11 protein-coding genes are annotated in these 13,579 nt (G+C 64.1%); 5 read left to right on the top strand and 6 right to left on the bottom strand.

Annotation, left to right across the window (positions count from 1 at the left end; all coding sequences use genetic code 11):
• The first annotated feature begins 157 nt into the window (after positions 1–157).
• Positions 158–1,204 (top strand): methyl-accepting chemotaxis protein, encoded by a 1,047-nt coding sequence (locus AC07SI_RS01425; RefSeq protein ID WP_404940333.1) that lies wholly within the window; start codon positions 158–160, stop codon positions 1,202–1,204.
• A gap of 67 nt (positions 1,205–1,271) precedes the next feature.
• Here the strand turns inward: AC07SI_RS01425 and AC07SI_RS01420 are convergent, their stop codons facing one another.
• The 6 genes from AC07SI_RS01420 to AC07SI_RS01395 all read right to left on the bottom strand — a co-directional run bounded on the left by AC07SI_RS01420 (position 1,272) and on the right by AC07SI_RS01395 (position 8,185).
• Positions 1,272–2,015, bottom strand: a complete 744-nt coding sequence (locus tag AC07SI_RS01420) for a YkgJ family cysteine cluster protein (RefSeq protein WP_065900856.1) — start codon at positions 2,013–2,015, stop codon at positions 1,272–1,274.
• A gap of 109 nt (positions 2,016–2,124) precedes the next feature.
• Entirely contained in the window at positions 2,125–2,607 is a 483-nt protein-coding gene (locus tag AC07SI_RS01415) for a GNAT family N-acetyltransferase (protein ID WP_495004958.1), read from the bottom strand.
• Between the two features lie 3 nt (positions 2,608–2,610).
• A complete protein-coding gene (locus AC07SI_RS01410; RefSeq protein WP_106805117.1) occupies positions 2,611–3,513 on the bottom strand; it encodes a chemotaxis protein CheV in 903 nt (300 codons plus the stop codon).
• A 239-nt stretch (positions 3,514–3,752) separates the two neighbouring features.
• Complete coding sequence (locus AC07SI_RS01405) at positions 3,753–4,727, bottom strand: 2-hydroxyacid dehydrogenase (protein ID WP_106805116.1); 975 nt, start codon at positions 4,725–4,727, stop codon at positions 3,753–3,755.
• A gap of 196 nt (positions 4,728–4,923) precedes the next feature.
• The gene (locus AC07SI_RS01400; RefSeq protein WP_065900869.1) at positions 4,924–5,892 is read right to left on the bottom strand and encodes a LysR family transcriptional regulator; all 969 of its coding nucleotides are present in this window, start codon (positions 5,890–5,892) and stop codon (positions 4,924–4,926) included.
• A 97-nt stretch (positions 5,893–5,989) separates the two neighbouring features.
• Positions 5,990–8,185: a hypothetical protein gene (locus AC07SI_RS01395; RefSeq protein ID WP_495004957.1), complete on the bottom strand. Its 2,196-nt coding sequence runs from the start codon at positions 8,183–8,185 to the stop codon at positions 5,990–5,992.
• A gap of 230 nt (positions 8,186–8,415) precedes the next feature.
• On the opposite strand from AC07SI_RS01395, the gene AC07SI_RS01390 reads away from it, so the two are divergent.
• The 4 genes from AC07SI_RS01390 to AC07SI_RS01375 are packed head-to-tail and all read left to right on the top strand — an operon-like array spanning position 8,416 to position 13,176.
• Entirely contained in the window at positions 8,416–9,927 is a 1,512-nt protein-coding gene (locus AC07SI_RS01390; protein WP_495004956.1) for an efflux transporter outer membrane subunit, read from the top strand.
• A 10-nt stretch (positions 9,928–9,937) separates the two neighbouring features.
• Positions 9,938–12,115 carry an FUSC family protein gene (locus tag AC07SI_RS01385; protein ID WP_495004955.1) on the top strand — a complete coding sequence of 726 codons (2,178 nt, stop codon included), beginning with the start codon at positions 9,938–9,940 and terminating at the stop codon, positions 12,113–12,115.
• Positions 12,105–12,305, top strand: a complete 201-nt coding sequence (locus AC07SI_RS01380; protein WP_065900886.1) for a DUF1656 domain-containing protein — start codon at positions 12,105–12,107, stop codon at positions 12,303–12,305. Before AC07SI_RS01385 ends, AC07SI_RS01380 begins: the two co-directional genes overlap by 11 nt.
• A gap of 10 nt (positions 12,306–12,315) precedes the next feature.
• Positions 12,316–13,176, top strand: a complete 861-nt coding sequence (locus AC07SI_RS01375) for an efflux RND transporter periplasmic adaptor subunit (protein WP_282397793.1) — start codon at positions 12,316–12,318, stop codon at positions 13,174–13,176.
• Positions 13,177–13,579: the final 403 nt, after the last annotated feature.

The following is a 13,579-nucleotide window of genomic DNA, read 5'->3' as shown; positions in this document are numbered from 1 at the left end:
GGCGGCAGAACGGGCGTATGCGCGACTGCGGGCGGGCAAGGGGCGGGCGTGGCCGGCGGTTGGTCTCCAACTGAAGCTGTCGGGCTGGGCGGCTGTCAGCTGCGCCGTGGCGTGGGTGCTCGGCGTAGGCCTGGCGGCTTACGCGCCAGTCTGGCAACTGCTGGGCCTGGTGGCAGGATGTGCGGTCGGCGCGGCCGGGGTGAGACTGATCGTGCGGCCCCTGGCCCAGTTGAGCCAGCGCGCCCGCCAGATTGCCGATAACCCCCTGAGCCAGGCGATCTACACCGGGCGCCGCGATGAATGCGGGCAGATCGAGTTTGCCCTGCAGATGCTCGAAGCCCAGGTGGGCGCGGTGGTCGGGCGCATCGGCGATGCCTCCCAGCGCCTGGCGGGGCACGCGGCGCAACTGGTGCGGCATCTGGACAGCAGCCAGGCCAGCACCCAGGGCCAACAGACCCAGACCGATCAGATAGCGACGGCCATTCACCAGATGGCCGCCAGCGTGGCGCAAATGGCCAGCCATGCCCAGCAGGCGTCCAGGGCGGCCGACCAGGCTGGCAACGAAACCCTTGAAGGCCATCAACGCGTGGATGAAAGCCGTGACGCGGTGATGCGCTTGTCCCAGGAGTTGGCGCGGGCCACAGACGTCATCCACCAACTGGAAAGCCACAGCGGCGAAATCAGCGGCGTGCTGGAGGTGATCCGCACGATTGCCGAGCAGACCAACCTGCTGGCCCTGAATGCGGCCATCGAAGCCGCGCGGGCCGGTGAGCAGGGCCGTGGTTTTGCCGTGGTGGCCGACGAAGTGCGTGGCCTGGCCCAGCGCACGCAGCAATCGACCGATGAAATCCAGCGCATGATCAGCACCCTGCAGGGCGGCGCGCGCGACGCGGTGCAGGCCATGGCGCAGAGCAGCGAACATGTGCACGCCAGCGTCGAGCAGGCGCAACGGGCGGCGGCTGCGCTGGATGGCATCAGCCAGCGGGTCATGCAGATCACTGCCATGAGCCAGCAGATCGCGACCGCCGTGGAAGAGCAGAGCGCGGTGAGCGAGGACATCAACCGCAATATCCTCGGCATCCGCGATGCCGGTGAAGCCACGGTCAGCGCCGGCCAGCAGAGCCAGCTCAGCTCCGGTGACGTGGCGGCCCTGGCGGAGGATTTGCGCCAGTTGGCGCGGGAGTTCTGGAGTGGACGGCGCTAACCGGGTGCCCCCGTCGGAATGCAGTCACCTGTGGGAGCGGGCTTGCCCGCGAAGCGGCCCGCAAGCCCTACGCTGCGCGCAGCGGAATAAACGCGTAGTTGGCCGGCACTTCAGTCGCAATCTGCGCGCCGGCATCCAGCAGTTGCTCGGCGATGTCCATGCCGGACACATGGAACACCCACTCGTTGGCCACGGATGGCTGATCCACCGCCAGCTCGATCGCCTGGGCAAACGCGTTCATGTCCGGCAGGTAGGCGGTGAAGCCATCCCCCTTGAGCGCCGTGGTGCGAATACCCAGCAAGGCGCACACCGCCTCCTTGGTCTGCACATCGTCACGGTCGGCCTGGCGCGAGCGCAGGATCAGGTCCGCCAGCGCCGGGTCGGCCAACTCGCCGCCGACGATCAGCGCCGGGCCCTGTTCCCAGGATTCCGGCGGGCAGTCCTTGGCGGCGGGGTTCAGTGGGATATGCGGGTTGATCTCCATCGGATAGATCCGGCACACCAACGGACGGCGTTCATAGATGCGGCACAGGTTGTCTTCGTCAAGATTCCGGCAGCGGCCGGCGTTATAGGCGGCAAAGGTGATGGCTACAAACGCCTCGGTGTTGCCGCTGGGCACCACCACTGAACGCCGCTCGGCATGTTCGCGTTGCTGCTGTGGCAAGCCCAGGCCATTGCCCAGGAAACCCTCTACCAGAACGATGACGTTGCCGCCGTCCGCCGCCCACATACGGGCTTCGGCGAGGGTCAGGGGGACGTGATGGTCGGTGCAGCATTTGCCGCAGCCAACGCAGGAAAAATGGGTGTTCATGGGCGGATCTGTCACCAGGCAAGGTCAGAGGGCACGCGTGAACGGTGACGGGTTTTGACCTCTATGTACCGTTCGGTGTCTCTGGAAGCAAGTTATGCGCCAGTGCCTGTCAGTCCTCGGCGACTGCATCGCGCAGTACCAAGAACATGCCTGCGCTTGCGTACAACTGCCGGGCGCGCTGGTTGCTCTCCAGCACCTTGAGGTCGACGCAGGGTTCGCCGCGTTGCTTGAACACCTGGAAGGCCTGCAGCAACAAGGCGCGGCCCAGCCCCTGGCCCTGGGCGCAGGGGTGTATGGAAAGGTTCTTGATAAAGGCGCTGGTCCAGCACTGGGCCACGCCGAGAATGCCTTCTGCGTTGCTGGCCACCAGACACAGCGTGGGGTCGAATTCGGCATCGGTGATGAACTGCTGCTGCCAGGTTTTCAGCGGGGGCACGCGTCCACCGCCTTGCTCCTGGGTCATGCGCAATACCGCATGAATCGCCGGGGCCAGCTCATCGCGGTAGTGGTCCAGCTGCGTACCCGCCGGCCACTGCGGGGCCGGCAGGCTGCCGGTGAGGTCGCGACGCAGCAACTGGTAATACGTGCTCACGCGTTACAGGCCTTTTTGCGCCACGGTCTGGGCCGCCACCACCAGGCACTTGGTCAGCTCGGGCGACGAAAATTTGGTCAGTACCGCGTCGGCACCGGCCAGGCGCGCTTTTTCGCTGTTCATCGCGCTGTCGAGCGAGGTGTGCAGCAGCACATAGAGATCTTTGAAATCCGGGGTTTCGCGCAGGGTGCGGGTGAGGGCGTAGCCGTCCATTTCCGACATCTCGATGTCGGACACCACCACGTTGATCTGCTCGACCGTGCCTTGCAGCTCCAGCAGCACATCGATGGCTTCCTTGGCACTGCGCGCGGTGTGGCAGGTGAGGCCGAGGTTGCGCAGGGTGTGTACGGATTGCTGCAGGGCCACCTGGCTGTCGTCGACCACCAGGATGCGCGCGTTGCCGAGTACTTCGGCTTCTTCCATGGTCAGGTCGGTGGGCGCCGCTTCAATCGGGGCCGGTGCGATGCCGTGGATGACTTTTTCGATGTCCAGCACTTGCACGAGGCCGCCTTCGACCTGGGTGACCCCGGTGATGAACGCGCGGTTACCGCCGGAGCCGTAGGGCGGCGGGCGGATGTCGGTGGTCAGGCAGTGCACGATCTTGCTCACCGCCTGCACATGCAGGCCCTGCTTGGATCGGCTTACATCGGTGACGATCAGGCAGCCACCGTCCGGGTCCTGCAGGGGCATTTCACCCAGGGCACGGCTCAGGTCGATGACCGCCAGCGAGTTACCGCGCAGGGTGGCGATGCCTTTGACGTGGGGGTGCGACTCCGGCAGCTTGGTCAGCGGCGGGCAGGGGATGATTTCACTGACTTTCAGCAGGTTGATCGCCATCAGCTTGCCGCTGCGCAAGGTAAAGAGCAGAAGCGAGAGAGAGTCTGCGCGGGCTTTGGTGGTGGACATAAAAACCTTCTGTGGATCAGGGATGACGATCTATAGAGAGTTATCGACTTGGGGAGGCCAGGCTTTAACCGGATTTTGTGTCGGGATGGGTCTGTAGGAGCTGGCTTGCCTGCGATAGCAGCGCTTCGGTCTTTCTGTGGAACCGGGGTGATGCTATCGCAGGCAAGCCAGCTCCCACACAAGCCAGCTCTTACACAAGCTGGCTCCTACACAAGTCCCCATTTCACCGGGGGGATGAGTCAGCCTTTCCAGACCTGCGGGTTCACCAGGTCCTGGGGGCGCTGGCCGAGCAGGGCGCTGCGCAGGTTGTCGAGGGCGCGGTTGGCCATGGCTTCGCGGGTTTCATGGGTGGCCGAGCCGATGTGCGGCAGGGTCACGGCGTTGCTCAGTTGGAACAACGGCGACGCGGCCAGCGGCTCCTGCTCGTACACATCCAGCCCGGCGCCGCGGATGCGCTGGGTTTGCAGGGCCTCGATCAGCGCCGGTTCGTCGACCACCGGGCCACGGGAAATATTGATCAGGATCGCGCTGGATTTCATCAGCCCCAGCTCGCGGGTGCTGATCAGGTGGCGGGTCTTGTCGCTCAATGGCACCACCAGGCACACGAAGTCCGCCTCGGCCAGCAGCTCGTCCAGGCTGCGAAATTGCGCGCCCAGTGCCTGCTCCAGCGCCGGCTTGCGGCTGTTGCCGCTGTACAGGATCGGCATGTTGAAGCCCAAGTGCCCGCGACGGGCCACGGCCGCGCCGATGTTGCCCATGCCGACGATGCCCAGCGTCTTGCCATGCACATCGCAGCCGAACAACGGCGCGCCGACACTGGCTTTCCACTCGCCGGCCTTGGTCCAGGCGTCCAGCTCGGCGACCCGGCGCGCGCTGCTCATCAGCAGGGCGAAGGCCAGGTCGGCGGTGCTTTCGGTGAGTACGTCAGGGGTGTTGGTGAGCATGATCCCGCGCTCGTTGAAGTACGGCACGTCGTAGTTGTCGTAGCCCACCGAGACGCTGGACACCACCTCCAGCTTGCTCGCGCCCTGCAATTGCTCGCGTCCCAGCTTGCGGCCCACGCCGATCAGGCCGTGGGCGTGGGGCAGGGCTTCATTGAATTGAGCGTTGATGTCGCCCAGCTTGGGGTTGGGCGCGATCACCTCGAAATCCTGTTGCAGGCGTTCGATCATTTGCGGGGTGACACGGCTGAAGGCGAGGACAGTCTTTTTCATTGCAGGCGGGCTCATCGACTACGGAAGAATGCCAAGCAAGCTAACATTCTTGCGGGTGATTGTCAGGACACCGCCAAACCAATGTGGGAGCGCGTTTGCTCGCGAATGCGCAGTGTCAGTCACTACATCTGTGGCTGGACTATCGTATTCGCGAGCAAGCCCGCTCCCACCTTTGATTTAGATCGACAGGTGGAAATCAGTTCGTCAGGCGCGCGCCACTCAGGCTGCCGCTCAATTCATACGCCACCAGTTCCGCCTGGTGCGCCGCCAGGATCTCCGGCAGCGAGCCGCGCAGGTATTCGACCCAGGTCTTGATCTTCGCGTCCAGGTATTGGCGCGACGGGTAGATGGCGTACAGGTTCAGCTCCTGGGAGCGGTAGTTGGGCATGACCCGCACCAGTGTGCCGTTGCGCAGGCCTTCGATGGCCGCGTACACCGGCAACAGCCCGACGCCCATGCCGCTGGTGATCGCGGTTTTCATCGCATCGGCCGAGTTCACCAGGAAGGGCGAGGTGTTGATCGCCACGCTCTCCTGGCCTTCGGGGCCGTTGAAGGTCCATTTATCCAGCTGGATCACCGGGCTGACCAGGCGCAGGCAGGCGTGATTGAGCAAATCCTGGGGCCGTTGCGCGCAGCCCTTGGCCTTGACGTAATCGGGCGAGGCGCAGGCGATGCTGTAGGTGATGCCCAGGCGTTGCGAGACGAAGCCCGAATCCGGCAGCTCGCTGGCCAGCACGATGGACACGTCGTAGCCCTCGTCGAGCAGGTCCGGCACGCGGTTGGCCAGGGTCAGGTCGAAAGTCACGTCCGGGTGGGTGCGGCGGTAGCGGGCAATCGCATCAATCACGAAGTGCTGGCCGATGCCGGTCATGGTGTGCACTTTCAACTGCCCGGCGGGGCGCGCGTGGGCGTCGCTGGCTTCGGCCTCGGCTTCCTCGACGTAGGCGAGGATCTGCTCGCAGCGCAGCAAATAGCGTTTGCCGGCTTCGGTCAGCGCGATGCGGCGGGTGGTGCGGTTGAGCAAGCGGGTTTGCAGATGGGCCTCAAGGTTGGAGACCGCGCGCGAAACGTTGGCGGTGGTGGTGTCCAGTTGCACGGCGGCGGCGGTGAAGCTGCCGGCTTCGGCCACGCAACTGAAGGCGCGCATGTTTTGCAAAGTGTCCATGGAGTGTTCTCAAGGGAGATGCCAAATTGTGACATGAAGTTGCGCACAGGTGTGTATCCGCTGGGCGCTGCTCTCCCCGGAGCACGGTGACGAAGGATCAGGACAAGGTCCAGGCCTCGCTGACTTTGGCCTGGTAGTGCGGCAGATACTCGCGCAGCAAGTGATTGAAGGCTTCCTGCGTGCTGGCGCGATTTTCGCCGGTAGGCGCTTCAAGGGCGGTGTGCGCATGTTGTACCAGGGTTTCGGCGGCGCGGCTGAGTGCCGGGCTGAGGCGTTTGAGCGCGTCAATCTCAGCGGTCAGCGGCGTACCGTGCGCCTGTCGGCCAAGGGTATGGAACAACGCGTGAAAGTCGTCGGCGTGTCGCGCGACGTAGGCGTCCCAGCCCGGCTGCTGATCAGGGGGTTCCAGGTAGCGGCGGGCGATGGGCAGGAGATGATCCAGCGAGTCGCTGCCCAGCTGTTCTTTGTGCAGGGTTTGCCGGGTACGCAGCGACTGCGCCGCTACGCCGAAGAACTGCTCGACCGGCGCCGGGAGCTTCAGGTCACGGCTCTTATTCAGCGTATGGCGGGTATGCAGCAGCACCGGTTGGCCGTGCTTTATTTTCACCAGTACTTGAGTGGACGACGGCCTCGCGGGATCGAGCACCGATTCGCTGATCGAGCGGACCAGGTTTTCCCAGTCGAACGTTTGCTCGCCAATCGCGCCCAGTACGCGAAGCAAGGTTTTCTTCACGACCTGCCGCGAATCTATCGGGGCGATGTCGATTGTCAGGTAATCACCGCTCAGGTGCGGGTCATCAAGCTTGCGGTGGCTGGCTTCAATCGCCACCCCTTTGCCTGCCCCGGCCTGCGCCGAGGCCGTTACTGCGGCGCTGAAGCTCACTATTCGGGTCTCGGCTGTCAGCGTGTGGACTTTTAATTCGTCGGGGCGAAGCAGTGCCGGGTTGCGCTGGATCAGGCTGCGTATCTCAGCATCCTGCTGTGGAGTCAGGCGCGAGTGGGTCTTGAGCAGCACATAGCGTTCCAGCAGGGATTGGGCCTGTTTGTGGCGGGCGTGCCGGGCAGCGTTCAACGCGGACGCCGGCACGGGTGTACAGGCCTGCTGGGTGAAGTGTTGGCTGGTGTCGGCGATGTGGCGTTGCATGGCATTCAACAGCGCCGCAGGGTCGTCGTTGTAGTGCTTGGACGAGGCCAGGCGCAGTCGTGCCATCTCAGGTGCGGTTTCGTGCAGGCTCAGGATATCCAGGGTGATCTGGCGCTGGGTACGCTGCAGGGTTGGCTTTATCGTGGTATTGAGCTTCAGGGCGCTGAAGACATCCACCGTGACCTTGTTTCGCGCATTCAGGAGGAGGCCTCGTTCGGTGATGACCGGCTGGGAGGTGCTTCTCATGCTGGGCAACTCAACATCGACAAGGCCGGCGCTGGCCAGGGTATCCCGGACATAGGGTTGGCTCAGTGCTGAGCAGGCGAGGTGTTTCTGCAGGTTATGGCTATCACGCACCAAACTGGGCAGGTTTTGAACGGTTCGCCGGATGCTCTCGCTCAGGGAAGTGCGCACCGAATGGCTGCGGGCATCGGCGTACGCTTCCAGGTTTGCGTATTCGCGAGACGATACATAGCCTACGCCGAGCTGGCTGTGGGTCTGGAACTGGTTTGCGATCGATGACTTCAGATGGGCCTGCAGGCTGAGGGTGCGCGTGCTTTTGACGCGTTGGTCAGCGGTGATTTCCAGGCGCGAGTCGGCTGCCAGTTGTGGCCCGGCCTGGTTCTGCAGCGTGGGGTCCAACACAAAGTTGTAGCCGATATGACGGTGGTTGCTGCGCTCGCCGCCGTTGCGCACGTAGGCAAGCGCCGGCAACAACTTCTGCGTCAGGTGCAGGTGTCGGTCATTGCTGACCGCTGCGCGAAACTGCCATTTCAGCGCGCGACACAAGGCATAGTCGGCTTCGACGTCCGGACGCTGGCTGGAGCGATGTTGGCCAAGCACCTGCTCGGCCTTTTTGAAAAACGCGTAGTAGTCCGGTAACTCCTCTACCGACACCTCCAGGCTTGACGGGCTGCTGGACAATTTGTGGTGAAGTGCTTCCATCTGCGCTTGATCGCGATGATAGCCCGCAAGCGGGACCAGCTTGTCCAGGACCAGGTCGGCGATCCAGCGCACGTCCCGTTGCAAAGGGAACATGCCCGGCTGCAAAGGCTCGGGCGAGAGGTGCAGTTGCCTGCGCAGGGCATCAGCGGAGGCGGGTGCGGGTGTCGGCGCTATGCGGGCGCGCGTGCTGGGGGCTGAAAACATTCGGGCACTCCAGAAGGGTGGGATGCTCGTCATTCTGCTGGTGGGCACTTCGGCACGCTGTAGGGGAATAGCCTGGCGTCGGGATAAACATCCCAACTTGCCTTGAGCCGGCGCGGATTATCGCCTGAACGGTAACAAAGATTCACAGGAATACCCGCTTATCGTTCCCCATGCCGCCCCCTAGAATTGCGCCACCTCTCCCCGCATCACCACCTCAGGAATTCGCAGCAGTGCCGCGTCGCATCAGCAGAGAGCTGAAGACTCTCAGTGTTTGGGCCTTATCGTTAGCAATCAGCGGCTGCGTCGGAACCGGAGGAATCGCCCCACAGGGCCAGGCGCTCGACGCCAATCACCTGGCCACCGACGAGGCGATCCAGCAGGCCGCCCAGGACGCCCACTGGCCCACCGCGCAATGGTGGCAGGCCTTTGGCGACCCGCAACTCAACCGTTGGGTGGCACTCGCCACTCATAACAGCCCGAGTATGGCCATCGCTGCCGCGCGAGTGCGCGAGGCGCGGGCCATGGCCGGGATTGCCGAGTCGGCCGAGTCGCTGCAGATCAACAGTGACACCACCCTCAAGCGCCACAATTGGCCGAAGGATCAGTTCTATGGCCCGGGCGAGTTGAGTGGCCAGACCACCTGGGACAACAACTCGTCCCTGGGCCTGAGCTACGCGCTCGACCTGTGGGGCCGTGAAAGCAATGCCTCCGAGCGTGCCGTCGACCTGGCGCACATGAGCGCTGCCGAAGCCCGCCAGGCCCAGCTCGAATTGCAGAACAACGTGGTGCGCGCCTATATCCAGCTGTCGTTGCATTACGCCAACCGCGATATCGTCGCGGCGACCCTGGCCCAGCAACAGCAGATCCTCGACCTGGCCAACAAACGCCTGAACGCCGGGATCGGCACGCACTTCGACGTGAGCCAGGCCGAAACCCCGTTGCCGGAAACCCATCGCCAATTGGACGCCCTGGACGAGGAAATCGCCCTGAGCCGCAACCAGTTGGCGGCATTGGCCGGCAAGGGGCCGGGCGCGGGCGCGCAATTGCAGCGTCCGACCTTGTCCCTGGCCGCGCCGCTGAAACTGCCGTCTTCCTTGCCTGCACAACTGCTCGGCCAGCGCCCGGACGTGGTCGCCAGCCGCTGGCAGGTCGCGGCGCAGGCGCGTGGCATTGATGTGGCGCATGCCGGCTTCTACCCCAACGTCGACCTGGTCGGCAGCCTTGGCTACATGGCCACCGGCGGCGGCATGCTGGAGTTCCTGGCCGGCAAGAAATTCAACTACAACGTCGGCCCGGCGATCACCTTGCCGATCTTCGACGGCGGCCGTTTGCGTGGCGAGTTGGGCGAGGCGAGCGCCGGTTACGACATCGCCGTGGCGAAGTACAACCAGACCCTGGTCACCGCGCTCAAGGGCATCAGTGACCAGTTGATCCGCCGCGAGTCCATGGACAAGCAAGCGGGCTTCGCCGCGCAGTCGGTGGCCTCGGCGCAGAAAACCTATGACATCGCGATGATCGCCTACCAGCGCGGGCTCACCGATTACCTCAATGTGCTGAATGCCCAGACCCTGCTGTTCCGTCAGCAGCAGGTCGAGCAACAGGTGCAGGCCGCCCGCCTGAGCGCGCACGCCGAACTGGTGACAGCCCTGGGCGGCGGCCTTGGTGCCGGCAACGATGTGCCCGACGACGCCAAGACCCTCCCGAGCAAGACCCCGGCGGCACTCGCCGTGTTTGATCACTGAGTAGGATTGAATGACTCCCTTGCCTGCACCGCTGCGCTGGCTGCATGCCCTTGAGTGGCGCCGTGGCTTTTTCGACTGGGCACGCAGTGATGGCGTGACCTGGGTGTATATCTTCAAGGTGCTGATCGCCGCGTTCCTGACGTTATGGCTGGCCATGCGCCTGGAACTGCCGCAACCGCGCACGGCAATGATCACCGTGTTCATCGTGATGCAACCGCAGAGCGGCCAGGTGTTCGCCAAGAGCTTTTACCGCTTCCTCGGCACCCTGGCGGGCTCGGCGGTGATGGTCTTTTTGATTGCCTTGTTTGCGCAGAACACCGAGTTGTTTCTTGGCGCGCTGGCGATCTGGGTCGGCATTTGCACCGCCGGTGCGACCCGCAACCGTAACTTTCGCGCCTATGGGTTTGTGCTGGCCGGCTACACCGCGGCGATGGTTGGTTTGCCGGCGCTGGCGCACCCCGACGGCGCCTTCATGGCGGCGGTGTGGCGCGTGCTGGAAATCTCCCTGGGGATTCTCTGCTCGACGCTGGTCAGCGCCGCGATCCTGCCGCAAACCAGCAGCGCCGCGATGCGTAACGCCCTGTACCAGCGCTTTGGCGTGTTCGCGCTGTTTGTCACCGATGGCTTGCGGGGTCGCAGCCAGCGCGAAGGGTTCGAGGCCAGCAACGTGCGCTTTATCGCCGAAGCCGTAGGCCTGGAAGGGCTGCGCAGCATCACCGTGTTTGAAGACCCGCACATGCGTCGGCGCAACGGTCGACTCAGTCGCCTCAACAGCGAGTTCATGAGCATCACCACGCGCTTCAATGCGTTGCACCAGTTGCTCGAACGCCTGCGCACCGACGCGGCCGATCACGTGGTAGCGGCGATCAAGCCCGGCCTGCAGGACCTGGCCGAACTGCTCGACGGCTTTTCCGGTCGTGCCCTCACCAGCCCCGACGCCGCACGCCTGGTCAGTCAACTGAGTGCCTACAAGGACGGCTTGCCCGCCACGGTGCGCAGCCTGCGCGCGGCGTTCCAGGAGGGCAACCCGAGCGAAGCCGAGCAGCTGGATTTCCACACCGCCTACGAGCTGCTGTACCGCTTCGTCGACGACCTGCACAACTATGCGCAAACCCACGCCTCCCTGGCCGATCACAGCCATGCGCGCGAGCAGTGGGACGAAACCTTCATCCCCAAGACCAACTGGCTGGCCTGCGCCGCTTCGGGGATTCGCGCCTCATTCATCCTGATCGTGCTGGGCAGCTACTGGGTGGCGACCGCGTGGCCCAGCGGCGCGACCATGACCCTGATCGCGGCGGCCACCGTCGGTTTGTCCGCCGCCACGCCGAACCCCAAGCGCATGGCGTTCCAGATGGCCTGCGGCACCTTGATCGGCGCGTTGGTGGGCTTTGTCGAAATGTTCTTCGTGTTCCCCTGGATCGACGGCTTCCCGCTGCTGTGCGTGATGCTCGCCCCGGTCATCATCTTCGGCGCGTTTCTCGCCTCACGCCCGCAATACGCCGGGGTCGGTGTGGGCCTGTTGATCTTCTTCAGCACCGGTTCGGTGCCGGATAACCTCACGGTCTACAACCCCTACACCTTTATCAACGACTACATCGCGATGGTCATCGGCATGCTGGTGTGCGCGGCGGCGGGGGCGATCATCCTGCCGCCCAACAGCCGCTGGCTGTGGCGCCGCCTGGAGCAGGACCTGCGTGAGCAAGTGGTGTACGCGATCAGCGGCAAGCTCAAGGGCCTGGCCTCAAGTTTTGAAAGCCGCACCCGTGACCTGCTGCACCAGGCCTACGGCCTCGCCGTCGGCCAGCCGCAAGTGCAACGCGACCTGCTGCGCTGGATGTTCGTGGTGCTCGAGGTCGGCCACGCGATCATCGAGCTGCGCAAGGAACAGGCGATCCTGCCGGTGCACCCGGCGTATGCCGAGTCCCAGCCGTGGCGCCAGGCGATCCGCGTGATGGGCCGCTCGCTGGTGCGGCTGTTCCTGCAGCCCAGCGCGAGCAACCTGGAGCGCGGGCTGATCGCCGTCGACCACGCGATCAGCCGCGTGCAGGCCACCGACGAACCCTTCGCCCCGCACTTCGATACGTCGGCCCTGCGCCGGGTGAAGAGCTACCTGCACTTTATCCGCACTTCGCTGCTCGACCCGCAATCGCCACTGGCGGCCCTCAAAGGAGCCCCGCATGCCCCGTGAAATCGCGTTCCACGGCCTCTACATGCCGACCATGACCCTGATGTTTTTGATTGCCGCAGGGCTGGCCTGGGCGCTGGACCGCTTCCTGGCCGGGTACGACCTGTACCGTTTTTTCTGGCACCCGGCGTTGCTGCGCCTGAGCCTGTTCGTTTGCTTGTTCGGCGCATTGGCGCTGACCGTCTACCGTTGAGAATGCCCCGATGAAAAAGTTTTTCAGCCTGCTCGCGACCTTGCTGGTACTGGCTCTGGCAATCTGGATTGGCCGCACGCTGTGGGTGCATTACATGCAAACGCCGTGGACCCGCGATGGTCGCGTGCGCGCCGACATCATCAACGTCGCCGCCGACGTGACGGGCGAGGTGGTCGACGTGCCGGTGCGTGACAACCAGTTGGTCAAGAAGGGCGACCTGCTGATGCAGATCGACCCCGAGCACTACCGCATCGCGGTCAAGCAGGCGCAGTCCCTGGTTGCCTCGCGCAAAGCCACCTGGGAGATGCGCAAGGTCAATGCCCACCGCCGCGCCGACCTCGACGCCCTGGTGATCTCCAAGGAAAACCGCGACGACGCCAGCAACATCGCCGACTCGGCCCTCGCCGATTACCAGCACGCACTGGCGCAGCTGGAAGCCGCCGAACTCAACCTCAAGCGCACGCAAGTGGTAGCGGCGGTGGACGGCTACGTCACCAACCTCAACGTGCACCGTGGCGACTACGCGCGCATCGGCGAAGCCAAGATGGCCGTGGTCGATATGAACTCGTTCTGGGTCTATGGCTTCTTTGAGGAAACCAAATTGCCGCATGTGAAAGTCGGCGATAAAGCCGACATGCAACTGATGAGCGGCGAGACCTTGAAGGGCCACGTGGAAAGCATCTCGCGCGGCATCTACGACCGTGACAACCCCGAGAGCCGCGAGTTGATCGCTGACGTGAACCCGACGTTCAACTGGGTGCGCCTGGCCCAGCGCGTGCCGGTGCGGATTCACATCGATGAAGTGCCGGAGGGCGTGCTGCTGGCGGCAGGCATCACCTGCACGGTGATCGTCAACCAAACACAAGACTAAAAGGTGAAGCCGGGGGGTTGGCGGCATGGCTGGAATAGTCGGGCCTTGCACCGCAAGCATGAGCGACGCCTCTTTCCCTGTGGGAGCGGGCTTGCTCGCGAATACGGTGTGTCAGTCAACGAATATGCGGGCTGATCCACCGTCTTCGCGAGCAAGCCCGCTCCCACCTTTTTGATCGCGGTGAAGCCGGGGGTTTGGCGGCGTGGCTGGAATAGTCGGGCCTTGCACCGCAGGCATGGACAACGCCTCTCTCCCTGTGGGAGCGGGCTTGCTCGCGAAAGCGATGTGTCAGTCAACGAATATGCGGGCTGATCCACCGCCTTCGCGAGCAAGCCCGCTCCCACCTTTTTGATCGCGGTGAAGCCTGGGGTTTGGCGGCGTGGCTGGAATAGTCGGGCCTTGC

Source organism: Pseudomonas sp. GW821-FHT05D12 (assembly GCF_059419825.1).
This window is presented reverse-complemented; position numbering and strand designations above follow the sequence as displayed.

Coding starts and splice junctions, on each gene's coding strand:
- AC07SI_RS01420 (WP_065900856.1), bottom strand. CDS start 2,015: ATGAACACCCATTTTTCCTGCGTTGGCTGCGGCAAATGCTGCACCGAC.
- AC07SI_RS01410 (WP_106805117.1), bottom strand. CDS start 3,513: ATGTCCACCACCAAAGCCCGCGCAGACTCTCTCTCGCTTCTGCTCTTT.
- AC07SI_RS01405 (WP_106805116.1), bottom strand. CDS start 4,727: ATGAAAAAGACTGTCCTCGCCTTCAGCCGTGTCACCCCGCAAATGATC.
- AC07SI_RS01400 (WP_065900869.1), bottom strand. CDS start 5,892: ATGGACACTTTGCAAAACATGCGCGCCTTCAGTTGCGTGGCCGAAGCC.
- AC07SI_RS01395 (WP_495004957.1), bottom strand. CDS start 8,185: ATGTTTTCAGCCCCCAGCACGCGCGCCCGCATAGCGCCGACACCCGCA.
- AC07SI_RS01385 (WP_495004955.1), top strand. CDS start 9,938: ATGACTCCCTTGCCTGCACCGCTGCGCTGGCTGCATGCCCTTGAGTGG.
- AC07SI_RS01380 (WP_065900886.1), top strand. CDS start 12,105: ATGCCCCGTGAAATCGCGTTCCACGGCCTCTACATGCCGACCATGACC.
- AC07SI_RS01375 (WP_282397793.1), top strand. CDS start 12,316: ATGAAAAAGTTTTTCAGCCTGCTCGCGACCTTGCTGGTACTGGCTCTG.